Raw genomic sequence first — 23,071 nt, 5'->3', positions numbered from 1 at the left:
TTTAAAGAGCATTAATAATTAAATTTTGTAAATCATTTTTACGATTATACAAATATGCCCCATCTACTAATTTTATATTTTTTTGCATTGCTATTCCATGCGGGGAAATGGCGCGATCGAATACAATACGATCTCCTTCCGGTAAATTGCTAACGATCATATAATATTTCCAATCTTGTTTTAAAAGATATGCTATTGCTTTAATTGTCGCTGCTTCAAATAAGGGTTGATATCTGCGATCTGGACGATTTGAAGTTTTTAGAGAAAATATAGCTTTAATTTCACTAGGATTTAAGTTACTTTCTAAAAGAGAATAAAAATCTAAACAGTTTGGCTCTTTAGCTTGTTTCTCTAGAAGAGTTTGAATATTTTTTAACAGATTTTTATTCTTAATCTGAACTAAAATATAATCTGGACTGGGAAAAAATATTTTATCTTGCAATGATTTCAGAACTTTAAAAGAAGAACTATTTGATTCTTCTTTTAAAAGAGAAATAAATCTTGAATAAGGTTGTTGTTCTCGAATTGCTTGGATACGCGAATTTGGTAAACTGAAAATTACAATAGGGAATAAACGATTCTGATTGATTTCAAGAGCAATTTCTGAAAATAGTGTTGTGACGATAAACTCATTCCAACGTCCTAAAGCATTATTCAATGCACCTTTTGTTGGATTTTTGTTATATTCTTTTTGAAATGCTGAAATTGTTTGAGATTCAATCCAACTTACAATTTCAGGTGCTGACTCTCGATTATGGTTTAACTTTTGACGAATTTCTGGATATAAATCTTTATAAATTACTATACTATTTATTTGAATCTTTCCTTTTTTTCCATCACCAAACCACAAATCTTTATTAACCATATTTTTAATCTTTCTTATTAGTTAAAGGAACTAGGAAATTAATTTCCTAGTTCCACAAAATTTAAAAACCAATTCGGATTACCTTAGTTCAGAAAAACCGTATCTTCAACAGGTAATTCCGTCACTTCTTCAACGACAGGCAACATTGAAGCCTGTAACATTGGCGTTGTTACGATCGCCTCATTGGCCAAATTAAACAAAGGATTCGATAAAATTCCTCCCAAACAAGTTGCAATCAGAGAAAAGATAATTCCCACTTGTAGAGGACGCATTCCCGACACATTCCAGCGAATAGCAGGATAACTTTTCACGGCTTCCGACATCTCGTGAGGTTCTTTGACCACCATCATTTTTACAACACGAATGTAGTAGTAAATGGAAACAACACTGGTCACTAAACCCAACAAAACTAAACCATATAATCCCGCCTGCCAACCTGCCCAGAAGAGGTAAATCTTACCGAAGAAACCCACTAAAGGTGGAATTCCTCCCAAGGAGAGAAGACAAATACTTAATACCAGCGTAATTAAAGGATCTTTTTGATATAACCCTGCATAATCGCTGATTTGATCCGAACCGGTTCGCAATGTAAACAGAATAACGCAAGCAAATGCGCCTAAGTTCATAAAGAGGTAAACAAACAGATAGAAAATCATGCTGGAATACCCCGCATCCGTCCCCGCGATCGCGCCGATAATCACAAATCCGGCTTGAGCAATGGAAGAATAAGCTAACATCCGTTTCATGCTGGTTTGCGCTAAAGCGACAACATTTCCCAGGATCATGCTGAGGATAGCAAGAGCAGCAAAAATGAAATGCCATTCCGAAGAAACCGAATCAAATACCGTCACTAATAAACGCAGTGCAAGGGCAAATCCTGCCGCTTTTGAACCCACAGAAAGAAAAGCAACAACGGGAGTCGGAGAGCCTTCATAAACATCGGGAGTCCATTGGTGAAACGGAACCGCCGAAATTTTAAAAGCAATCCCCGCGATCGCGAATACTAAAGCGATCGCCAAAGCTAAAGAGCCTTCGCTATTCGTTGCTAAAGCCGCCGCGATCGCATCTAAATGATTTTCTCCTCCCGATAATCCGTAGAGTAAAGAAATCCCATAGAGGAAAATAGCAGAACTAGCCGCCCCGATCAGCAAATACTTTAACGCCGCTTCATTAGAACGGGGATCTTGTTTGGTGTAACCCGTCATTAAATAAGACGAGATACTCAACATCTCGAGGGAGATAAAAATCATTGCTAGTTCATTTGCCCCCGAGAGGAACATTCCCCCCAAAGTCGCCGTGAGGAGAATCGCTATAAACTCCGCCAGAGAAGTCCCCGACTGTTCCACGTAGGAGATAGACATGGAAATTGTCACCGCCGCCGAAAGGGCAATAATTCCGCGAAAAACAATGCTTAAATTATCGCCATTAAAACTATCTAAAAAGGCAAAAGGGGTAGCAGAGTCCCAGAGGAAAGCGAGGGAGACGATCGCCGCCAAAAGTCCCGCGATCGCCGCATAAGGCAGCCAACGAGAGGCATTGCGTCCGAGAATGAGGTCCCCCACCAAAACCACCATTAGGGTTATCAGTACCAGTCCTTCGGGCAAAATCGCCCCAGCATGAAGCTGAGAGGCGACAGTACTAGAAAAGTCCATAAAATTCAATATTGGCTCGACACAAACAGCAACTTATTACCAGTCACCTGTTAGATTCTACCCCGTCTCTCGTCCCAAACAGCGAGGGAGCCATCAAGCTCCCTCCATAACTATTCACACAACCCTGATTTCTGCCAATTTAGGAGCGATCGCCACCCCCATGACGACCTCCGCGATCGGGTTTCAGTTCGGCTAATTGGGCGCGTTGTTCTGGGGTAAGCACTTGGCGAATTTGCAACATGGTCTCAAACCGGCGATCGCCCATTTGTTGGTGTAAATTCTGTAACCGTTGATGTTGTTGGCGTAATTCACCCTCTGAGGCATTACTGGCCATTAAAGACTGCATTTGTTCCCGCGCATTTTCCATTTGTTCGTGAAGTTGTTCGGAATTAGCTTTTGCTTGTTCGCGAATACCTTGAATTTGCTGTTTTTGATCGGCGCTGAGGTTGAGTTGTTCAAACATTCGCATTCCGCGTTCGCCTCGTTCCCCTGGTTCGCCTCGTTCTGGGCGATTACCGCGTTCTGGGCGACCATTAGGGGCTTCTTGGGCGATCGCCGGAGATTCAAATTGAGCGTGAAGTGCATCTGCACACATTAGGGTAGCAGCACCGCCAAGGGTGAAAACTAAAGGAGAAGCAGCTAGAAGAACAAATTTTTGGAGTTTCATAATCTTGAATTACCTCGAACGTAACTTTGTTGATGCTTCTATCTTAAAAAATATCCTTGTCTTTCACCTCGATCTAGAGGACTCGAGTTAACTATGACTCAAGGGCGAAATTGCTCCGTGACTTTTGACCCGAGGGGAAAGCGCGATCGTCAAGGCGTTGAATTAAGCATTTTGTTAACGCTCCAGTGTACACTCGATATGTTCGTTATTAACGTTTTTTCGAGTATTACGATGAAAAATCCCGCTCTGCGTCAAGAACCTCGCTTTGAACCGGCGGCAGTTATCCCCCTCAAACAAGAGGATTCCATGTTGACTTGGTTAGAGTCAGAAGGTCGTCTCATTCCGAGAGAAACGAAAAACACAGCTTTAACAGAAGAGGAAGATCCAGAAATGGACACCCTCATGTCCATTGACGATCGCGATGACGATGACGACTTCAGTAAAGATGAACCGGATAATCTCGACGATTAACAAGTAAACAAAACTTTTAAAGTGGGTGAGGAATTGTGGAAGCAAAATTATTTTTACCAACAGCCTTAAGAAAACCATCAGGAACGAATTTGTTGATTTTATTGGCTTGTTTGTTGATGGGATTAGCGTTGATGTTCGATCGCAATTTACAGCAGCTTGGGGAATTCTCTTCATTTCTCCTTCCTTTGCTTATATCGGCGGTTATTAGTGCAGGAATGGGTTTTTGGGTCATCCCAATATTGCGACGGTTAAAGGCGGGACAAGTCATCCAAGAAGACGGACCCCAAAGCCATTTAAAAAAAGCAGGAACTCCGACAATGGGAGGCATCTTTTTTGTACCGATCGCCGTGCTTTTGGGTGTTATTTGGTCGGGTTTTTCTGCTAGTGCGATCGCGGTGGGTGCAATTACTTTATTTTATGGGTTTGTCGGTTGGATCGATGATTGGCAAATTTTACGGCGCAAGTCGAATAAAGGCATTACACCGCGTCAAAAGTTAATTTTGCAATTTATTGGCGCGATCGTATTTTGTGCTTGGGTGTCTCTCACTCAACCCGCCAATTTAACGAATATCGCCTTACCTTTTGGCATTATTTTACCCTTGGGTATTTTCTTTTGGTTTTTAGCTGTTTTTGTGTTTGCAGCAGAAAGTAATGCCACAAATATTACCGATGGAGTGGATGGATTAGCAGGAGGAACCTGCGCGATCGCTTTACTTGGTTTAGCTGCATTAATTGCAGCCAATACGCCAGAATTAGCCATATTTTGCATCTGTTTAAGTGGAGGCTGTTTAGGCTTTGTTTTCCACAATCGCAACCCCGCAAAAGTATTTATGGGGGATACGGGGTCTTTGGCATTAGGGGGCGCACTCGCTGGAGTTGGCATCCTTTCTGGCAATCTTTGGGGCTTATTTATCGTTAGTGGTTTATTTTTTGTTGAGTCTCTTTCTGTATTAGCGCAAGTTAGTTATTACAAAGCCACCAAAAATGCAGAAGGAGTTGGCAAGCGCTTGTTTAAAATGGCTCCCTTTCACCATCATCTAGAGTTGAGTGGTTGGTCGGAAACGCAAATTGTAGGTGCTTTTTACTTGTTTAATTTTGGTCTGGTTGTGTTAGCTTTGATTCTTTCTGTCTGACAAATTTTCTTATTAAGGAGTTCACCCAATGATAAAAATCGCCAAATTTCTCATCGGATTGTGTTTGGGATTTCTCATCTTGGCAATCCCTTTTAGCCAATTCCAAAGCGATCCTCTCGATCCTTTAGAAAATATTGCGATACAACTGGATGGACGCAAAAAGCCCCTCGATACTGTTGCTAGAGAGACTGTTGCCCAAATCCACGGACGCACCAATTATACCCCTATAGATGGGCAAAAATTAGACTATTTACAAACTTATCTTTCTCTTTGGTTTAACGATCGCGACTGGAACAAGGAGCCTTTCATTCTTTTCAGCTATCGTCCCTTAAAAGAACAAGTCGGACTCGATCCAGAGCAAAAATATTTCTCTTTTCAAGAACTTTTGAGTTCAACTATTGGTAATCTTATCCTCGCAGCGCACCAAAAAGAAGCAGATAATATTGAACTCACCCGAGGCGATCGCGAAGCCTTCACCCTAGAAAATCGCCTTGCTCTCATGTATAACACGGTATCGAACCAAGCTCTTCCTCTCATCCCTCATCCTAATGATTCTCAAGGCACTTGGGAGGGGATTAATACAGCCGAAACTTATTATACTTCCGAACAACTTCAACCCGTTCTCAGGGACTACGACACCCTCAAACAAACCTATCGCGATCGCCCTAATAATTTTACCGCTCTTGGTAATGCGGCTCAAACTTTACGCGATGATTTAACCCAACTTAGTCCTACGGTTTATCCGGCTGCGAACACCCTAAAACGAGAAACCAGTTTTTATCACTTACATCCTTTTGGTAAAGCGTGGAAACTCTACAGCCTTGCTTTTGTTCTAATGTTGCTTGTCACTCTCTTCCCCGTATTTGAGTTCTATTGGGGTGCAATGGGTGTATTTGCAAGCGGTTTGGGGATTCACGCTTACGGTTTTCTCGATCGCATGGCGATCGCCGGACGACCTCCCGTGACAAATATGTACGAGTCGGTGATCTGGGTGGGTTTTGGCGTAGCTGCGATCGCCTTTCTCTTTGAACTCTTTACCCTAACCCGTCCGGAAAAAACTCCCGATAGTCTCAAACCCTCTGCTTTTGTTCCTCACATCCCTACTCGCACTATTCGCGCCAAATATTATCTCCTCGCAGCAGCCCCTCTCTCTGTCGTCTGTTTGCTTTTGGCAGATAGTCTTCCCGCCATCCTCGATCCCAGTATTACACCCCTCGTCCCCGTTCTGCGAGATAACTTTTGGTTGAGCATTCACGTTCCTACCATTACCCTCAGTTATGCGAGTTTTGCCCTCGCTTTAGGGTTGGGTCATATTCTCCTCGGTCACTATTTCTTTGCCCCTGAAGCGAGTGAACGCATTCGTAGCCTTGCAAAATGGAATTATGGTGTCTTACAGGTGGGGGTATTATTGTTGACTGCTGGCGTTATTTTAGGAGGCATTTGGGCGCACTTTTCTTGGGGTCGCTTCTGGGGTTGGGATCCTAAAGAAACATGGGCATTAATTGCTCTGATGTGTTACATTATCCCCCTACATGGTCGTCTTGTGGGATGGTTAGGAGATTTTGGCATGGCGGTAACAAGTGTTGTCTCGTTTAATGCGGTTTTGATGGCATGGTATGGGGTTAATTTTGTCTTAGGTCAAGGGTTGCACAGTTACGGTTTCAGTACGGGAGGATCGGAGTTAATTGTAGGTTCTATTGTTGGCGTAGATTTATTGTTTGTTTTAGCAACAGCAATTAAATATAAAGGTTGGTTTAGTAAATCAGTCACCAGCAATAAATCGCCCGTCACCCATAAAGAAACGGAATCAGTGATTAGTTAAGATAAAATGCAAACAAACAACAACAAATAATCAGCAAAAAAGTGATGAATCGTCGGGAATTTATGAGTTGGGTTGGCGTAGGAATGTTCGCAAGTTCTTTACCTGTTGTTCTTGCTGCTTGCAATTCTAGCAATGAATCTTCCTCAATTCAAAAAACAGAAACAAAAATTGATACATCGATTCGAGAAGATGGTTTTCAAGCCCTTGGAACTATTGAAGATTTAGCAGAAAAGGGTGTAATAACTGATAAAAAAAATGCGGCTAAATCTGTCTTAATTTTCCGACATCCAGACACGGAAGAAATTGTTGCTTTTGACTCCATGTGTACCCATCAAGGTTGTTCTGTGGAGTTTAAGGCAGAAGAAAAGCTCTTAGTTTGTCCCTGTCATAGTTCAAAATACGATCTTAATGGCCGGGTTGTGGCTAAACCTGCCCCAAAACCCTTAACACCTTTTGAAATAAAACAAGAGGATAATTTAATTCTTGTCAAGGTCATTTAAGAACTATTTGCATCACATCGATTCAATATTTGCAATTAGGTGAGGATATTAGCGCATCCTTAATTTTTGTCAAAATTACTTGCTATTTTTTTGTAGCAAATATTACTATAAGAATAGAAACGGTAAATTCTGATACAAAACTTTAATTCGCGTTCACCCCCCAAAACTGAGATGGCAATATTCAACAGCAATGAAGTTCTTTCCAAGCTACAAGACGGACAATCTTTGGCTCAAGCGGAGTTAAGCAATATCAACTTACAAAATTTGCACCTCGATCGCGCTTCTTTTGTCCGTGCTTATCTGCGATCGGCGAACCTCTCCCATGCTTCTTGTCAAGAGGCCGATTTTACGAATGCTGCGTTGATGTGGTCAAATCTATCTTACGCCAATTTAGGACGCGCCCGCTTGTATAAAACCAGACTCAATCAAAGCAATTTGAATCATGCAAACTTGAGAGAAGTGGTCGCGATCGCCGCCAGTTTTTATGGAGTAAGTTTAAACAATAGCGAACTTTCTGCGGGACGATTTGAAAGAGCAGATTTTCGGGAAGCAACGGGAGAAGGAACAAATTTTAGCAGTGCTAATTTAACGCGGGCAAATTTGGGTGCAGTTAGCTTTGTTGACGCTAATTTTAGCCATTCTCGCATGACTCGCAGCAGTTTGGAAGGTGCAGCTTTAACTCGCGTGGCGATCGCGGGTGGAAATTTAGAAAAAGCCAATTTTACTCGCAGTGTTTTGCAACAGGTTAACTTAATGGGAGTTTATGCGATCGCAACTAATTTCCGTGCTTCTGAATGGTATGAAGTCAATGCACAAGAAGCAGAATTTGTCAATGCAAGTTTAGAAAATGTTGTTTTAAAAGATGTTAATTTAACCCGCGCTTCTCTCTTTTCTGCTTGTTTGGAAGGTGCGCGTTTTACGCGAGTCAATCTAACTAATGCGAATTTACAGTATACCAACCTAGAAAATACTCTTTGGGAAGATGTGAATTTTGCTAACTGTAATGTTTCTGGTGCAGTCTTTACTGATGCGAAAGGGTTAAGTCAAGAACAAAAAAACTGGCTGAAAAAACAGGGTGCATTGAATGTTCCTCAATAATAAATTAATCGCTTAAAAGAGCCTCGACAAACTCATAACTGGAAAAAGGGCGCAAATCTTCGATTCCTTCTCCCGCACCAACAAAGCAAATGGGTAAATTTAACTGTTTAGCAACGGCTAAAGCGACACCTCCCTTAGCACTACCATCAAGTTTAGTCAAGACAACACCGCTTAACTTAGCAGATTCCGAAAAAACTTGTGCTTGACGCAAGCCATTCTGTCCTAATGTTGCATCTAAAACTAATAGGGATTCCACTGTTGCATTGGGCGCTTTTTTATCAATAATACGGCGAATCTTTGCCAATTCTGCCATTAAATTCTTTTTGTTTTGCAAGCGTCCAGCAGTGTCTACTAATAAGAGGCGAATATCTCGAGAGATGGCTGCATTAATTGCATCATAAACTACTGCAGCCGGGTCGGTATTTTTGCCTGGATTAGCAATAACTTGGGTTTGCGATCGCGCTCCCCAAATGGTCACTTGTTCTACTGCTGCGGCTCGAAATGTATCTGCTGCGGCAATAATACAGCTATAGCCGGACTGTTTGGCCATGTGTGCTAATTTGCCAATTGTAGTGGTTTTTCCTGCGCCATTAACCCCAGTCATCAACCAAATATTTAAAACATCATCTTGAGGAGTCAATGCTGCATTTTGCGGATCTTTTAGAGGTTTGTCGAGAAGGTCGCAAAGAATTGTTTTTAAATAGGCGATCGCCTCTTCCGGTGGGAGAGCTTCTTCTCGCAATTTCTCTTGTAGCGTTTCAATAATATATTCTGTGGCCTCGACTCCCACATCAGCTTGTAGAAGTAAAGCCTCAATTTCCATTACAGCGTCTTCGTTAAGAGGACCTTGGCCGACGACAGCTTTAAGTTGATTAATTAAACTTCGGCGCGTTTTACCGAGTCCTTCTCGCAAACGTTTGAGCCAGCTAATTTCATCAAGAGAAACCTCTTCAGGTCGCCTTCCTTGTTCGGCCAAAACTTTAGCTGACCAGACAAAATCTTCATCAAAATCAAGGGAAGATTCGCTTTCAATTTCTGATTCAGGAGTTTCGATCGCCGTTTCTTTCAATCGTTCCAACGCATCAGATTTCTGCATCCACGCAGGAGTAGAGATAGGTTCTGATGGCGTTTCTTGAATGGTTTCGGGAGTCTCGATCGCGGTTTCATCGGTTGCAGATAATTCGCCTATTTCTGTATCAGTATCGGCAATTTTTTCAAGTTCTACAGATGTATTGTTTTCTTTCTCAACAATTGTTTCTCCGATATCTTCTCGGTTATCAGTTCCTACAGGTATACTGATTTCTTCCTCAACTGTTTCTGTAATATCTTCAACAATAACTTCTTCGCGATCGGTTTCTATCGGTGTACTTGTTTCTTCCTCAGCAATTGTTTCTGTAATATCTTCAACAATTACTTCTTCGCGATCGGTTTCTATCGGTGTACTTGTTTCTTCCTCAGCAATTGTTTCTGTAATATCTTCAACAATTACTTCTTCGCGATCGGTTTCTACGGGTGTACTTGTTTCTTTTTCAGCAACTGTTTCTGTAATATCTTCAACTATAGTTTCCTCGCGATCGGTTTCTACGGGTGTACTTGTTTGCTGACTCTTAGTTTCCTCAGAAAATTCCGAAGATTTTTCTTCTGCTTTTATTTTTTCTTGACGCTGTTGAATATTTTGATAAGCAGCTTTTGCCCATTTCAAGTAATCTTCTTGAGTGGTTTGCTTAGAAGATTGATCTGTTTCTACTTCCGACGATTTTGCTTGAGTTTGAGGTGATTCCGACTCTAGAGACTGAGATTGCTTTTTCTCATTCTCCTTTTTTTCTTTGTCTTCACCTTTTCCTGATTTTCGATTAAACCAATTAAATACCATTTTTTTAATTAATGAACAGTTTCAATTATCTATATTTTTCATCCTTTAATCAAGATTATAGGATTGCAGGATTAGTAGCGTTTTTAAGAATAAATCCATCTTTTAGGTTTCTACAATAGTCTCCTCTTGGGGAAATTCCTTAATTTTTTCTCCTTCTACCACTTTGCGTAAAACACCATTAATAAAACGAGAGCCTTCTTCATCAGAATAGCGTTTTGCTAATTCTACAGCCTCATTAATGGCAACGCGAGTGGGAATGTTTAAAAAGACAATTTCGGCAACTGCAAGAGAGAGAATATCGCGATCGACTTGAGGAATGCGATGGAATTGCCAATCTACCAAAGACGATTCGATCGCCTCGGTAATTTCTGAACGACGACGCTTGACTGTCCCAATTAATTCTAAGGCATATTCCTGCACATCTTGGCGATCGGCTAAATAAATGAATTCGGGTAAGTCTGCGGCATAACCAACCCGGTTGAGGGCTTTTTCGGTTAATTCAATGGCTTCTTTAACCATTGTTTTACTACTTTGTATGTCTGTCGCTCGAGTGTCGCTACTTGCTAGGCGATCGGCTCCTCGTTGGATTTCCTCGCTTGCAGTGGAGAGGGTATCTCTTGCTTCTGCGACTAGGGTGCGAATAGCTGCTAAAACCAAATCATTGAGGGTTTGTTGTTGGATTTTTTCCGAATTGCCTCGAACTTGACTTAGGCTTAAAAGAGCTAATTCTCGTGAAGTTTGACGGGGTTGTTGACGAGGCATAATGGTATGGAGAAAAAGAAAAAATTAACAAGAAACAATCAAACCAGAAATTATAATCTTATACTTTTTCTTCTTCAATTGGTAAAGCCTGTTGTTTTTCTTCCGATCGCTCTAAGGAATCATGATTGCGAGGAATGGTTTCGTAGGACTTGGGAGATTTTGAGGAAGATTTAGAAAGGGCGATCGCCGCAGGTGGAGAAGCAGTTGGGAATGTTTTGGGGCTGACAATTCCTCCAGAAATCAGGACTTTAAAGGCATCTTCAATAGAAATGGATAAATCGATCGCCTCAGATTCTGGAATTATGGCATACCATCCCGAAGTCGGGTTGGGAGTTGTGGGAATAAATACACTCAACATAGGCTGAGAAAGGTGAGCCTGAAGAAGTGGGCTTAATTGTCCTGTCACAAAACCGAGACTCCATACTCCTTGCCGGGGATATTCCACAATAACCACCCGTCGAAACTTACTTTTGGAATCTTGGAGTAAAGTTTCCAAAATTTGCTTGAGGGTTTTATAAACAGATCCTGCGAGGGGAATAGCTTGCAAAATTCGCTCTCCCAAATTGAGCAGCCATTGTCCTGCAATGTTTCTGGCCATTAAGCCAATGAGCAGAATAAAGACTAAAGGGACAGCAAACCCAACAGATAGATTGATGAGATTCGTTAAAACTGGATGTAATCCTTGGAAAGGGTTAAGCTGTTTGGGAATTTCGGTTAAAAACCCTATCACCCATCTGGCAATGGTAAAACTCAGCCAAATTGTAGTTGCTAGGGGGATGACAACTAAAAGACCTGCAATTAAGTCGTTTTTTAAATCCTGCTTTAGGTGTTGGAACACCGATCGCTGATTCTCCATGATAACTGGTGCGGGTTTGGGTATTGATTGCCATTCAACTGCGATCGCGTTTCAGAAATCGCGTCTCAAAAGCAGTGAATATGCGTTTTCTTCTGTCTCTAGTTTTAATCCTTGTAAAGAAATGTTGCAAGTTTTTCATTTCTTCCCTTGGAAAAAAGGCGCTTCTATGTTAAAAAGCAAGCCTTCGATAGATGTATAGTCCACTACATTTTACCATCTTATGGGTTGTTATGGGGAGATTGTCTTATTTTCAAATTAAGCCAATTTTGCGATTGAATGATGACAGATAGTTTTCTCATCGTAGTATGCTAGGGGTTAGAATTCGCGCCCTTAACGACAAAGGAAAATCAGGTATGGCTGAACTAAAATTTGAAAACCAACAAATCATTACAGATTTAAACAAAATTCAGACTGAACTTGCACCTTTATCAATTAAACTCGATCGCTGGCCGATGGGAGATAATCCGCAAACCAGGGACTTGCTTGCAAAAGAGTCTTTAGACGAACCAGAAAAAGAGTCAGTATTGCAGCAATTAGACCATTATTTCCATCAATTACAAGCAGAAGGTGGATATCAAAGTCGAGATATTATTGTTCTGCACCCTAATATTCCTCAACTGGACGAACTATTATCAAAATTCGCTAAATGTCATACTCACGATGATGATGAAGTGCGTTACATTGTGGATGGAGAAGGCATATTTGGCTTTGTGCGATCGGATGCTTCTCAAATTGCCTTAAAAGTGGAAGCAGGGGAATATATCAATGTACCGAAAAATACGGAACATTGGTTTTATTTAACATCGTCACGACGCATTAAGGCTGTACGGTATTTTACTGGCACAGAAGGATGGGTGCCTCGCTATACTAATACGGAGGTTCGAGTCTAAATGAAGGCACAATGGTTGCAAGAGGAAGAGACACAATTGAAGGCGATCGAGCTTTCAAATGCAGTTCGTTTTTTTGGAAGTCGCGGTTGGACTCCTGCGACCAGTTCTAATTTTTCATTCATTGCAGATCGACAACGAAATGTATTTGCAATTTCTCAATCAGGACGAGATAAAACCCAATTTAAACCAGAAGATTTAATGCTGGTTGATGAAACTGGAAAAACCATAGAACCAGAAGGTGCAAAACCTTCAGCAGAAACCTTAATTCATCTCAGCATTTATAATTGGAAATCCGTTGACTGCGTTTTTCATACCCATTCTCCTGCGTCTACAGTCCTATCAAAAAGATATCTCAAATCGGGGGAGAGTTTTGCTAAGTTTCGAGAAATTTCCTTTGAAGGTTACGAAATTCAAAAAGCCTTTGCAGGAATTAATACTCATGAAACAACAGTAACGCTTCCTGTGTTTTCCAATTCTCAAAATATGGTTGAATTTTCAGAAAATTTAACTCAATATTTAACTCAACATTTAACCGATCGTGATGAGTTATTTGGATTTGCGATCGCGGGTCATGGTTTATATACTTGGGTAAACACAATTCAAATGGCAAAACGCAATGTTGAAGCCTGGGAATTTCTCTTCGAGTGTCGTTTATTGGAGTTAAGATTGGGATGACAATAACACTGACAGGAGTAAGCTATATTTTGTTGGATATTGAGGGGACGACTTCCGATATTCAATTTGTCCATAAGGTCATGTTTCCTTACTCGAGAGAAAGGCTGAAACAGTTTGTTTTAGAAGCCCAAAATTTAGAGGTGGTGACGACGGCGATCGCATTAACAAAGCAAACGGTTAAAGCAGAAAAAGATCGAGATATTGAGTTAAATGAAGCGATCGAGATATTAATCGAATGGATCGACAGCGATCGTAAACATCCTGCATTAAAATCAATTCAAGGACTGATTTGGCAAGAAGGCTTTGAAAGCGGTGCATTTCACTCACATCTTTACCCAGATGTCAAGCCTCGACTCGAAGAATGGCAACGATCTGGTCTACGGTTAGGGATTTATTCTTCTGGGTCGATCGGAACACAAAAAATGTTTTTCAGTCACACTTTAGACGGAGATTTGACCCCATTATTTTCTCATTATTTCGATTTGACAACTGGGAATAAAAAAGAAGCACTTAGTTACCAAAAAATTGTTAAGATTTTAGGCTTTTCTGCTGCTGAAATCGTATTTTTTTCAGATGTTCCAGCAGAATTAGAGGCTGCAAGAGAGATAGGTTTACAAGTTATTCATGTGAAGCGATCGGGAACCGAATCTTGGTGTGAAGTGCCGGAAGTGGAGTCTTTTCAAGAGGTATTTATTCACAAGGGATAAGTTTCTAAAACTTTGCTGAGATCGCGCTAGTATGATGTAGGAGATGAGATTGAAAAGCAGAAATCGAATTTAGAAACTAACTGTTTAGATGCTGGAAATCCTAATTGATTTGCCCATGATTCTAAGCGCAATAAAAATGCTTTTAAATCTTGAGATACTTGTTCCAATGCTAACTCAAATTCTTGCAATTCAAAATCAATATAGAACGCATCTTTAATCGAAGTCATACCACCATCAGACCAAACCCTCACGATATTGCCGATTTTTTCAACCCAAGGACTCGGATCGTGACCAGTCCAAAAAGATCGCTTTGTTTGCAAAAAATCCAGCCATCCTCGCCATTTTTCTAATCCAGAGCAACATCCATAACGGATAACTTTACCATCTATTGAGCAAACTTGCAATCCTCCAGCGATCATCAACTTATCTTTCCCTCTAAAATTTTTGTGGATAATTATTTCCTGCAAACAATCATTAATATTGTCTTTAACATCTATTTCATTGTAATCAATTAATTGAGTAATAATTAAACCAATTTCGCGATCGCTAGTCTTTTCAGATAATCGAATAAACGTAAAATTCTCAACTTCCGCTATCGGCCATAACAATATGGGTATGTCGGGATAATATTCAACTTGAATTGTAGCTTGAAGCCAAGGATGAGAATTCATTGTTTTAAATCTCTACTCGCAATTTCTTTAAAATTCAGATACAGCGATCGCAACCTGAAAATTCCTGATTCAATCACAGAATAAACTCTCTCGGGTTGAAACTCCCGTCACCGGATTGACTCCTTTAGCGCGATCGCACATCAAACTAACTTGATAACGATCTAAAATAGCCTCAGAAAAATCTGCTCCGGTAATATCAGTATCAACAAAGTGCGTACTGGTTGCAATAACATTAGTTACAATAGCATTGCTTAAATTAGAAGACTCAAAATTGACCCGATCCATTAATGCACCGCTCAAATTTGCACCGGATAAATCTGCCTTGAAAAAAGTAGCTTTTGTCAAAATTGTTCCTTGTAGATTAGCATGATTAAAATTACATCTTCGTAAATCTGCCCCTGCAAAACTTGCACCCGACAAATTTTGTCCAGAAAAATCGCGATCGCGCAATTGCGTGAGTGTATAGTTAACAGTATTCTCTTGTGCTAAAGCCGGACGTGCGCCGATAATTAACCAAAATACCGCCATTATTAAAATAGCTAACAATCCGAATAAACGCTGCAGCAAAATTTTAAAATTATTTTGAACTTGATGCTGTTGTCTCATGGCAAAACTTTAAAAATCATGAAAAATATTGAAGAAGTTTTAAAATTTGTTGAATCATCAGTTTATTCTCAGACAGAAGAACATCTAAACGATCTTCAACGAATTATCCTGCGCGAATCATGGCAAAGAACAAAAAAAACCTACGATAGTATTGCCGAAGAATACGGCTATTCTGCCAATTATATCAAACAAGGGGTCGCCCCCAAATTATGGCGATTGCTGTCTCACGCTCTGGGAGAAAAAGTCACTAAAACCAACCTACACTCGGTTTTAGAGCGCAATATGACAGCAGATAAACAGACATTAGCAACAATTAACGCTCCATCTACGACTTCTGCGATCGCGCAACTCATAGATTCCGATCTACACTTTGATTTAGAACTCCCTCTAGAAAGTGTTCCTCTTGACTCTCCTTTTTATATCGAGCGAGTTCCTGACGAACAAAGATGCTATCAAGAAATTACTCGAGATGGTGCATTTATTCGCATCAAAGCCCCTAGACAAATGGGCAAAACCTCGTTAATGATGAGAATTCTTGCTCAGGCTAACCAAAAAGGCTATAAAACGGGACTGCTCCATTTTCAACAAGCAGAAGCCTCGGTTTTAAACGATATCAATCGCCTGTTACGTTGGTTATGTGCTAATCTCAGCTTACAATTAGGATTGAAACCAAATTTAGATGAATTTTGGGATGAAGATATTGGCAGCAAAATGAGTTGTACTCTCTACTTACAATATATTTTCTCTCAAGTTGATAGTCCGATTGTTGTTGCTTTTGACGAGGTTAACGAGATTATTGAAAATCTCGAAATTGCTCGAGAATTTCTCAGTCTTTTGCGGTTTTGGCATGAAAAAACAAAAGCCGACTCACTCTGGCGAAAACTGCGATTAGTAATGGTACATTCCACAGAAATTTATATTCCTTTAGATATTAATCAATCTCCCCTTAATGTTGGCGTGAGAGTAGAATTACAACCTTTTACAATAGAACAAATCCTAGAACTTGTTAAGCGTTATGGATTAGCATTAGATACAAAGCAAATCGAACAATTAATGCGTTTATTAGCAGGACATCCTTATTTGAGTCGCTTGTCTTTATATCACTTGGCGCGAGGCGAAGTGACCTTCCAAGAGTTACTAGAAACCGCTTCTACAGATACAGGAATTTACAGCGATCGCCTCCATCGATGTCTTTGGTATTTCCAGCAAAATCCTGCCTTATTAGCAGCCTTCAAACAAGTTGTTAAATCTCATCTCCCGATCGCCTTAGAACAAGTAGATGCTTTTAAGTTACACAGCATGGGCTTAGTTCATTTAGATGGCAATCAAGTTACGGTGAGCTGTGATTTATATCGAGATTATTTTCGAGAGAGAATAGGTGATAAATGAACAATAATCGCTTGTCTTTTTGCTGCTGACTGATGATTACATAAAACTTATCAATTTTTATCAGTTTTTCTCTATTTACACTCGCGAGAGAATAAGGCATAGTAGAAAGCATAGACTCTGATGGGTCTTACCCCCTACCTGCTAAGATCCATGTTCAAGCCTTCAGAATTACCGGATTCTCAAACCATGATTCCTATGAACCTGCAAAGCAGCATTGAAAAAATTTTCGCGACGGGAAAAATTACCCTCCGCGATCGCCAGGTCTTACAAAATGCCCTTTTGAATGATTCTGCCCTAACCCACGAACAAAGCGATCGCGTGCGTGCCATTTACGACCGTGTTAGAATGGGGTTTATTCGCGTGGTAGATTAATTTTTTGCCCCTTCAAGATAGCCTAGGGTTGATATTCACGCTGACGTGCGATCGCGAAACCGAGAAACTCCCGCAGCAGCAAGGGAAATCAAAAGAATTGCCAGTGTTGCTCTTAAGGTTAACATTTCTCCCAGTACCAACAAACCAGCAAGGGCAGCCGCGACGGGTTCCAAACTTTTTAAGATACCAAAAACATTGAGAGGAAGCGATCGCAATGCGACCATTTCTAAAGAATAGGGTAATGCAGACGATAAAATTGCTACCCCTAAACCCAAAAGTAACACCCGAGGTTGCAAAAGCGTACTGCCTGCTGATAATATGCCGATGGGCATTAAGATTAGTCCACCAATTGCCATTGCCCAAGCTAATCCTGCAACTCCCGGTATGACCTTTCCGACTCGAGCGGATAAAACAATATAAGCGGCTAAACAAAAGGCAGCAATGAGGGCTAACATCACTCCCCAAATATCCAAGACAAATCCTCCGATCGGTGCGAGAAGTAATAACCCGATCGCCGCCAATATCACCCAAATTAAATCTAGTTTTCTCTTCGATTTGAATGCAGCTAACCCTAAAGGTCCCGTAAATTCTAATGCGGAAGCAATACCCAAAGGAATGCGATCGAGTGCCTGATAAAAGGAAAGACTCATTACCGCCATAACAATACCAAAAAGACACAATAATTTAAAATTCTCGCGGATCTGAAGTGTTAATTTGGGTCGCCAAAGAACAAAAAGGAGAATTGCAGCAAAACCCACTCGCATAAATAATACTCCTCCAGCTCCAACCTCTGGAAAGAGAGATTTTGCGAATGCGGCTCCTCCTTGCATTGAAGCGATCGCCAGCAATGCTAATGCGATCGGAGGCACAGAAATACTGGCAGCAATTCGACTCATCACCATAGCTATAAAGTTGAAAAATGGGAGTAGATTATTAAGATTGCAACAGAAGCACTATCGATCGCGAAGATTTCCCCTCTTGCCTGCGATCGCCCCTTCACCTTACCCTAGAAGTAAGTCCATCCCTTTATTGCCATGAGTCCTGCTGGAGAAATATATCCCGTTATTTGGGAAAGCGATCGCGCCATTCTCATCGACCAAACGCGCCTTCCCGCCGAATATACCACTGTGGCCATCGCCGACAGCGATACCATGGCCAAAGCCATTAAAACCATGATCGTGCGTGGTGCCCCGGCGATCGGGGTTGCTGCGGCCTATGGGATGTATTTGGGGGCGAGGGAAATTCAAAGCGGCGATCGCGCAACTTTCCTCGTAGAATTGGAAGAAGTCGCCCAAAAATTGCGCCAAACCCGTCCCACCGCCGTTAATTTATTTTGGGCGATCGCCCGTCAACTGCAAACCGCCCAAGCAACATCCGGTAGTGTAGAAGAGATTAAAACCGCATTGTTAGAAACCGCCCAAGCCATTCAAACAGAAGACCTACAAACCTGTAAAGATATTGGCGATAATGGCTTAAAAGTGCTGCCAAAAACGCCACAAAAGCTCACTCTTTTAACCCACTGTAATGCTGGAGCATTAGCAACAGCAGGTTATGGAACTGCTTTAGGTGTGGTGCGATCGGCATGGCGAGACGATCGCCTCACTCGAGTCTATGCTGACGAAACTCGCCCTCGTCTTCAAGGAGGAAAACTGACCTCTTGGGAATGCGTACAAGAAGGCATTCCCGTAACAGTGATTACTGATAATATGGCGGCGCATTGCATGAAACAAGGCTTAATTCATGCGGTTGTTGTGGGAGCCGATCGCATTGCTGCCAATGGTGATGCTGCCAATAAAATAGGAACTTATGGACTCGCAGTTATCGCCAAAGCACATAATGTACCCTTTTTTGTTGCTGCACCCCTTTCAACTGTTGATTTTAAGTTAGAAACCGGAACAGAAATTCCCATTGAAGAAAGAGATGCAAAAGAGATTTATCAAGTAGGAGAAACTCGGCTTTGTCCCGATGGCGTTGATTTTTATAATCCTGCTTTTGATGTCACTCCTGCAACTTTAATTGAGGCAATTATTACCGAAAAAGGAGCAGTAAAACCAGAAGAATTAAAGAAGTTTCAGGCATAAAAATAATATAAAATAAGTTAATCATTCTGATTGAGGGAATGTTTCAGAACGATTAACTTATGATTAACTTACTCAAGAATCATGCGGATGGCGAGACTCGAACTCGCACGGGCTAGCCACACGCCCCTCAAGCGTGCGTGTCTACCAATTCCACCACATCCGCGCTTTTGTTTGACAGTTAATGAGTATAACAGATTTTAGGGACAAATTGCAATCATTTTGCTAAAGAAAGTTCCCGTTGTTTTTTGGGCAACTTAACATAACTCGCCACAATTTTACGGAACTCATCCCCCTCAATAGTTTCTTGGTCAATTAAGAGATCGACCAGGCGATCCATCACTGGACGATGGACGCGGATAATCTCCCGTGCCTTTTCGTAACCCTCAAACGCCAGAGATCGCACAGCGCGATCGATTTTCGCGGAGACTTCCTCGGAATACTCCGATCGCGGTTGCCAACCTCCCCCCAAGAAAACCTCATTATCCGGGGGTTCTAAAGCCATTGGTCCCAGAGCCGACATCCCGTAGCGCGTGACCATCTCTCGGGCGATATTGGCAACAGCGCGAACATCACCCATTGCACCAATGGTTACTTCTGCATCCCCAAAAACCTCTTGTTCTGCTGCCCTCCCCCCTAGGGAAACCGTAATGCGATCGAGCAATACCGCACGGCTGAAGTTACCGCTATCCAGGGAATCCTCATCTAATAAAGGTTGGGCAAAACCGCCAATGCCCCCCGATCGCGGAATAATTGTCACTTTACTCAAAGGAAAAGTATTTTCTAGCAGAGTCATTAAGAGGGCGTGACCGACTTCGTGATAGGCAATGAGACGCTTTTTCTTGCCATCAAGTAAAGGATTTAAGGTCATACCAATGGTGACGCGATCGATCGCATCGTCCACTTCCAGAGGAGTAATTTCCTCCTTACGACGGCGGGCAGTTAGAATAGCAGCTTCGTTGAGCAAGTTCGCCAAATCTGCCCCAGATAAACCCGGTGTTTTACGGGCAATACAGTCTAAAGAAACTTCGGAAGAGACTTTTTTGTTTTGGGCGTGAACTTCTAAAATGCCCAAACGTCCTTTGTAGCCTGGTAAATCTACCATTACTTGGCGATCGAAACGCCCCGGACGTAATAAGGCAGAATCTAAGACATCAGGACGATTGGTTGCCGCAATAATAATAATCCCCGTATTGCCTTCAAAGCCATCCATTTCCGTCAGGAGTTGGTTAAGGGTTTGTTCTCGTTCGTCATTGCCTCCCCCGATCCCGGCACCGCGTTGGCGACCCACTGCATCAATTTCATCGATAAAAATCAAACAAGGGGCATTTTCTTTGGCTTTGCGGAATAAATCCCGCACCCGCGAAGCTCCAACTCCCACAAACATCTCCACAAACTCCGATCCCGAGATGCTAAAAAAGGGAACCCCTGCTTCTCCTGCAACGGCTTTCGCCAAGAGAGTTTTTCCCGTACCAGGAGGACCAATGAGCAAAACTCCTTTGGGAATTCTCGCACCAATAGAGGTAAAGCGTTCGGTTTCTTTCAGAAAACTAACGACTTCTTGCAATTCTTCTTTGGCTTCATCAATACCAGCAACATCATTAAAGGTAATCCCGGTTTTGGCTTCCATTTGAAACCGCGCCCGAGACTTGCCAAAATTGAGGGCTTGTCCCGAGGAGGCTGCCGATCGCCTTAAAATCATAATGACGATGAAAAAGAGAATAAATAAAAGCGCAAGATTAGCAATGAGTCCCAGGGTTGCGGAGGGGTCTCCAGAGGGCTGTACGTCAATCTCTATGCCTTGTTTGCGTAGTTTTTCGACCAATGTGGGGTCTTCATCGAACAATTTAATTTTTGTCGGTTCCTCTTCCCCGCGAATCTCAACTTTAGCGACTCCTGTGGAGGGATCGAGTTCAATATTCAGAACATCCCCTTTTTCCACTTTTTCGAGGAGTTGAGTGTAGGAGAGAGGTTCTTTTTTTTCTTGGGCGATCGCGGGAATTCCCGTCAGGCAACTCTGAAGAAGAACCCATGTAGCGGCAATGCTGAGTAGAGGACGAAGGGAGGGCTTTCTACGAGAATTTACCGAGGGGTGCTTGGGATTATGGTCTGTATTAATGAAGTGGTGTTTTTTCAAAGTAGGCGCTTTCATGGAGAAACTCATACTGGAGAAATTTATACTGGAGAAATTCATCAAAGAAGTTCATCAAAGTTGCTTGTCGATCGCATAGCGATGCTAAAGCGCGATCGCATGACTAATTAGTATTTTAGCTGAAAATCGAGGTTTCGCAGAGTTTCCAGTTTTCATTCAGAAAATAACAATTTTAGATCTAAGATTCTAAACGTTTTTGCCATTCGCGATCGCCTTTTTCAATATTCTCTAATTCTTGGTCGATTAGATCGGTTTCTGTGGAATAGCTTAACTCTTCCGTGCCGATAATTTGCTCCCGAGCGAATTGGCGCGTATAATCGAGTTTTTGTTGGATAAGTGTATCGGGATTTTCTAATTTTTCTGCTCGTTGAATGCGCTGATTATTGCGTTGTTGAATTTTTGCATTTTTCTGTTGAATCCAAAAATAGCGGATTAAAGGAATCGCGAAAAAGGCAATACCGTATCCTAATAACAACCAATAAATAGAGGCAACAAAAGCGACCAAACCGCCAATTTGAGCCGCAATATCTCCCCGCATTAACGACCATAATGTTAATGCCCCAATTATATTCACACTTCCTAGGGCGATCGCCCCCATAATTTGGCCGCTTCCTGCCGCACTGAAACGATAGGGATGTTCGGGTAAAATCTTAGTTAATTCTGAAGTGGCTTCTTGTTTTCCTGCTGTTACTTGTAATTCGGGAAAATAGTAAACAATTTCCCCTTGAGGAGAGACTTCAGGATAACCGTTAAATCGCGATAGGATAGGCAACATATAACTTTCTTCTTCCAGGGCGATCGCGTCTATTTCATCAAGATAAGGGGTGATTTGCTGGGCAATTACTGCCCCACGGTTGTTGCGAATGAGGCGACCGATCGCTTGCCACCGTCGCTCTTCTAAGTCAATATTGGGATTGCCATCTCCAAATAAGAAGGAAAAAATAGCTTCTAAAAAGTTGAGTTCGCTTTTTTCCGAGGAGGATGAGGGCGATCGCTTCTGTCGCCGAGAATAGTCTGAATAGCCGTAACTGGGGTTAAAAATCCAAAAGAGATCCGACCCAAACCAAAGACGGGGAAAAAATGCAAATCCACCGCGTCCCCCAGAATGACGGGAACCTCCACCTCCTCCCCCACCGGAGTCATTATCATTAGAAGAATTCAGAGCAATAATAATAATGAAGATCGCGAGAAAAATTAAAACAATAGAAAGAAGTAAAAGAATGCCAAAGGAAATCCGAATTAAGTAGAAAAGGACATTCCAAATTTTGTCCCACCATTCTTGCAGTCGCAAGCGTAAATATTTATTGCGGAGAATGGCTTGGAAATTTTTCGGGAAAACGTAGGCAATATCGCCAGATTCAGCAACTTGCAAATTAGCGCCAGAATCTGAGGCTAAAACCAATAATCCCTGCTGTGCTAAGTTAACATCTAATCCAGCTTTTGCCGCGACATCGCCCACGGTAACGCGATATCCGAGTTGTTCGACAGATTCAATAATGGCGGGGTTTGGAGTCATTGCCCGTTCTCAATTGTTTGAAGTTCCATCTTCCAGTATAGAATTGAGAACTTACTCTTGGTTGGATTTGTTCAAATCCTTGAGGAGCAATCGACTCCAACAAGTTTACTCTAATGATTGCTATGAATGGGATTCAAGCGATCGCAAAGTTTAATAAGCTAAAGTTTCTAAGGTTTCCCGCAAATAAGTACGTACTAGGAGATCGATTTGCTCGATTTCATTAATATTTTTGGCACCATTTTCGACACTAGAGGCATTTTTGAGTTGCCGTTCTAGCATCCAACGCTGAAATCCAGAACTATTGGCGATCGCCTCT

22 protein-coding genes and 1 tRNA gene are annotated in these 23,071 nt (G+C 41.7%); 11 read left to right on the top strand and 12 right to left on the bottom strand.

Annotated features, from left to right (window positions below):
- Position 1: 1 nt before the first annotated feature.
- The 3 genes from VB714_RS15650 to VB714_RS15640 form a co-directional block, all read right to left on the bottom strand.
- Complete coding sequence (locus tag VB714_RS15650; protein WP_323225573.1) at positions 2-865, bottom strand: Cfr10I/Bse634I family restriction endonuclease; 864 nt, start codon at positions 863-865, stop codon at positions 2-4.
- 83 nt (positions 866-948) lie between these two features.
- Positions 949-2,517: an NAD(P)H-quinone oxidoreductase subunit N gene (locus VB714_RS15645; RefSeq protein ID WP_323225572.1), complete on the bottom strand. Its 1,569-nt coding sequence runs from the start codon at positions 2,515-2,517 to the stop codon at positions 949-951.
- Positions 2,518-2,656: 139 nt separating this feature from the next.
- Entirely contained in the window at positions 2,657-3,184 is a 528-nt protein-coding gene (locus VB714_RS15640; protein WP_323225571.1) for a Spy/CpxP family protein refolding chaperone, read from the bottom strand.
- A 93-nt stretch (positions 3,185-3,277) separates the two neighbouring features.
- Here VB714_RS15640 and VB714_RS15635 point away from each other — a divergent pair, with 93 nt between their 5' ends.
- The 5 genes from VB714_RS15635 to VB714_RS15615 all read left to right on the top strand — a co-directional run bounded on the left by VB714_RS15635 (position 3,278) and on the right by VB714_RS15615 (position 8,208).
- Positions 3,278-3,655, top strand: a complete 378-nt coding sequence (locus tag VB714_RS15635) for a DUF3134 domain-containing protein (RefSeq protein ID WP_323225570.1) — start codon at positions 3,278-3,280, stop codon at positions 3,653-3,655.
- A gap of 35 nt (positions 3,656-3,690) precedes the next feature.
- Positions 3,691-4,788: a phospho-N-acetylmuramoyl-pentapeptide-transferase gene (mraY, locus tag VB714_RS15630; protein ID WP_323225568.1), complete on the top strand. Its 1,098-nt coding sequence runs from the start codon at positions 3,691-3,693 to the stop codon at positions 4,786-4,788.
- A 28-nt stretch (positions 4,789-4,816) separates the two neighbouring features.
- Entirely contained in the window at positions 4,817-6,610 is a 1,794-nt protein-coding gene (locus tag VB714_RS15625; protein ID WP_323225566.1) for a cytochrome c biogenesis protein, read from the top strand.
- Positions 6,611-6,654: 44 nt separating this feature from the next.
- Positions 6,655-7,110, top strand: a complete 456-nt coding sequence (locus tag VB714_RS15620) for a Rieske (2Fe-2S) protein (RefSeq protein ID WP_323225608.1) — start codon at positions 6,655-6,657, stop codon at positions 7,108-7,110.
- A 171-nt stretch (positions 7,111-7,281) separates the two neighbouring features.
- Entirely contained in the window at positions 7,282-8,208 is a 927-nt protein-coding gene (locus tag VB714_RS15615; RefSeq protein ID WP_323225564.1) for a pentapeptide repeat-containing protein, read from the top strand.
- 4 nt (positions 8,209-8,212) lie between these two features.
- Here the strand turns inward: VB714_RS15615 and ftsY are convergent, their stop codons facing one another.
- From ftsY to VB714_RS15600, 3 genes are all read right to left on the bottom strand, one after another.
- The gene (gene ftsY, locus VB714_RS15610; RefSeq protein WP_323225562.1) at positions 8,213-10,081 is read right to left on the bottom strand and encodes a signal recognition particle-docking protein FtsY; all 1,869 of its coding nucleotides are present in this window, start codon (positions 10,079-10,081) and stop codon (positions 8,213-8,215) included.
- A 102-nt stretch (positions 10,082-10,183) separates the two neighbouring features.
- On the bottom strand, positions 10,184-10,846 hold the full coding sequence (gene nusB, locus VB714_RS15605) for a transcription antitermination factor NusB (RefSeq protein WP_416309703.1): 663 nt from the start codon (positions 10,844-10,846) through the stop codon (positions 10,184-10,186).
- Between the two features lie 55 nt (positions 10,847-10,901).
- Positions 10,902-11,681 (bottom strand): DUF502 domain-containing protein, encoded by a 780-nt coding sequence (locus VB714_RS15600; protein ID WP_323225559.1) that lies wholly within the window; start codon positions 11,679-11,681, stop codon positions 10,902-10,904.
- A gap of 371 nt (positions 11,682-12,052) precedes the next feature.
- Here VB714_RS15600 and VB714_RS15595 point away from each other — a divergent pair, with 371 nt between their 5' ends.
- From VB714_RS15595 to mtnC, 3 genes are read left to right on the top strand one after another with little or no spacing between them, the layout of a single operon-like run.
- Positions 12,053-12,589 carry a 1,2-dihydroxy-3-keto-5-methylthiopentene dioxygenase gene (locus VB714_RS15595; RefSeq protein WP_323225558.1) on the top strand — a complete coding sequence of 179 codons (537 nt, stop codon included), beginning with the start codon at positions 12,053-12,055 and terminating at the stop codon, positions 12,587-12,589.
- Positions 12,590-13,264 carry a methylthioribulose 1-phosphate dehydratase gene (gene mtnB, locus VB714_RS15590; protein ID WP_323225557.1) on the top strand — a complete coding sequence of 225 codons (675 nt, stop codon included), beginning with the start codon at positions 12,590-12,592 and terminating at the stop codon, positions 13,262-13,264.
- Positions 13,261-13,971: an acireductone synthase gene (mtnC, locus tag VB714_RS15585; protein WP_323225555.1), complete on the top strand. Its 711-nt coding sequence runs from the start codon at positions 13,261-13,263 to the stop codon at positions 13,969-13,971. Before mtnB ends, mtnC begins: the two co-directional genes overlap by 4 nt.
- Positions 13,972-13,997: 26 nt before the next feature.
- On the opposite strand, the gene VB714_RS15580 is transcribed toward mtnC, so the two are convergent.
- Both VB714_RS15580 and VB714_RS15575 read right to left on the bottom strand, forming a co-directional pair.
- Positions 13,998-14,642, bottom strand: a complete 645-nt coding sequence (locus VB714_RS15580; protein WP_323225553.1) for a hypothetical protein — start codon at positions 14,640-14,642, stop codon at positions 13,998-14,000.
- Between the two features lie 69 nt (positions 14,643-14,711).
- Positions 14,712-15,248: a pentapeptide repeat-containing protein gene (locus tag VB714_RS15575; RefSeq protein WP_323225552.1), complete on the bottom strand. Its 537-nt coding sequence runs from the start codon at positions 15,246-15,248 to the stop codon at positions 14,712-14,714.
- An 18-nt stretch (positions 15,249-15,266) separates the two neighbouring features.
- On the opposite strand from VB714_RS15575, the gene VB714_RS15570 reads away from it, so the two are divergent.
- Both VB714_RS15570 and VB714_RS15565 read left to right on the top strand, forming a co-directional pair.
- On the top strand, positions 15,267-16,637 hold the full coding sequence (locus VB714_RS15570) for an AAA-like domain-containing protein (protein ID WP_323225550.1): 1,371 nt from the start codon (positions 15,267-15,269) through the stop codon (positions 16,635-16,637).
- 150 nt (positions 16,638-16,787) lie between these two features.
- The gene (locus tag VB714_RS15565; protein ID WP_323225549.1) at positions 16,788-17,009 is read left to right on the top strand and encodes a hypothetical protein; all 222 of its coding nucleotides are present in this window, start codon (positions 16,788-16,790) and stop codon (positions 17,007-17,009) included.
- 35 nt (positions 17,010-17,044) lie between these two features.
- On the opposite strand, the gene VB714_RS15560 is transcribed toward VB714_RS15565, so the two are convergent.
- Positions 17,045-17,905 (bottom strand): EamA family transporter, encoded by an 861-nt coding sequence (locus VB714_RS15560; RefSeq protein WP_323225548.1) that lies wholly within the window; start codon positions 17,903-17,905, stop codon positions 17,045-17,047.
- A gap of 138 nt (positions 17,906-18,043) precedes the next feature.
- Here VB714_RS15560 and mtnA point away from each other — a divergent pair, with 138 nt between their 5' ends.
- Positions 18,044-19,090, top strand: coding sequence for an S-methyl-5-thioribose-1-phosphate isomerase (gene mtnA, locus VB714_RS15555; protein WP_323225546.1), 1,047 nt, complete (start codon positions 18,044-18,046; stop codon positions 19,088-19,090).
- An 82-nt stretch (positions 19,091-19,172) separates the two neighbouring features.
- Here the strand turns inward: mtnA and VB714_RS15550 are convergent.
- The 3 genes from VB714_RS15550 to VB714_RS15540 all read right to left on the bottom strand — a co-directional run bounded on the left by VB714_RS15550 (position 19,173) and on the right by VB714_RS15540 (position 22,755).
- Positions 19,173-19,253 (bottom strand) — tRNA-Leu (locus VB714_RS15550).
- Between the two features lie 51 nt (positions 19,254-19,304).
- Positions 19,305-21,239: an ATP-dependent zinc metalloprotease FtsH gene (gene ftsH / locus VB714_RS15545; protein WP_323225545.1), complete on the bottom strand. Its 1,935-nt coding sequence runs from the start codon at positions 21,237-21,239 to the stop codon at positions 19,305-19,307.
- Between the two features lie 178 nt (positions 21,240-21,417).
- Positions 21,418-22,755, bottom strand: coding sequence for a hypothetical protein (locus VB714_RS15540; RefSeq protein WP_323225544.1), 1,338 nt, complete (start codon positions 22,753-22,755; stop codon positions 21,418-21,420).
- Positions 22,756-23,071: the final 316 nt, after the last annotated feature.

This window comes from Spirulina sp. 06S082 (genome assembly GCF_034932145.1).
Classification (GTDB): domain Bacteria; phylum Cyanobacteriota; class Cyanobacteriia; order Cyanobacteriales; family Spirulinaceae; genus CCY15215.
The sequence above is the reverse complement of the archived record's forward strand: the minus strand, read 5'-3'. Positions and strand labels throughout refer to the sequence as shown.

Coding starts and splice junctions, on each gene's coding strand:
- VB714_RS15650 (WP_323225573.1), bottom strand. CDS start 865: ATGGTTAATAAAGATTTGTGGTTTGGTGATGGAAAAAAAGGAAAGATT.
- VB714_RS15645 (WP_323225572.1), bottom strand. CDS start 2,517: ATGGACTTTTCTAGTACTGTCGCCTCTCAGCTTCATGCTGGGGCGATT.
- VB714_RS15640 (WP_323225571.1), bottom strand. CDS start 3,184: ATGAAACTCCAAAAATTTGTTCTTCTAGCTGCTTCTCCTTTAGTTTTC.
- VB714_RS15635 (WP_323225570.1), top strand. CDS start 3,278: ATGACTCAAGGGCGAAATTGCTCCGTGACTTTTGACCCGAGGGGAAAG.
- VB714_RS15625 (WP_323225566.1), top strand. CDS start 4,817: ATGATAAAAATCGCCAAATTTCTCATCGGATTGTGTTTGGGATTTCTC.
- VB714_RS15620 (WP_323225608.1), top strand. CDS start 6,655: ATGAATCGTCGGGAATTTATGAGTTGGGTTGGCGTAGGAATGTTCGCA.
- VB714_RS15615 (WP_323225564.1), top strand. CDS start 7,282: ATGGCAATATTCAACAGCAATGAAGTTCTTTCCAAGCTACAAGACGGA.
- ftsY (WP_323225562.1), bottom strand. CDS start 10,081: ATGGTATTTAATTGGTTTAATCGAAAATCAGGAAAAGGTGAAGACAAA.
- VB714_RS15595 (WP_323225558.1), top strand. CDS start 12,053: ATGGCTGAACTAAAATTTGAAAACCAACAAATCATTACAGATTTAAAC.
- mtnB (WP_323225557.1), top strand. CDS start 12,590: ATGAAGGCACAATGGTTGCAAGAGGAAGAGACACAATTGAAGGCGATC.
- mtnC (WP_323225555.1), top strand. CDS start 13,261: ATGACAATAACACTGACAGGAGTAAGCTATATTTTGTTGGATATTGAG.
- VB714_RS15580 (WP_323225553.1), bottom strand. CDS start 14,642: ATGAATTCTCATCCTTGGCTTCAAGCTACAATTCAAGTTGAATATTAT.
- VB714_RS15575 (WP_323225552.1), bottom strand. CDS start 15,248: ATGAGACAACAGCATCAAGTTCAAAATAATTTTAAAATTTTGCTGCAG.
- VB714_RS15570 (WP_323225550.1), top strand. CDS start 15,267: ATGAAAAATATTGAAGAAGTTTTAAAATTTGTTGAATCATCAGTTTAT.
- VB714_RS15565 (WP_323225549.1), top strand. CDS start 16,788: ATGTTCAAGCCTTCAGAATTACCGGATTCTCAAACCATGATTCCTATG.
- VB714_RS15560 (WP_323225548.1), bottom strand. CDS start 17,905: ATGAGTCGAATTGCTGCCAGTATTTCTGTGCCTCCGATCGCATTAGCA.
- mtnA (WP_323225546.1), top strand. CDS start 18,044: ATGAGTCCTGCTGGAGAAATATATCCCGTTATTTGGGAAAGCGATCGC.
- ftsH (WP_323225545.1), bottom strand. CDS start 21,239: ATGAAAGCGCCTACTTTGAAAAAACACCACTTCATTAATACAGACCAT.
- VB714_RS15540 (WP_323225544.1), bottom strand. CDS start 22,755: ATGACTCCAAACCCCGCCATTATTGAATCTGTCGAACAACTCGGATAT.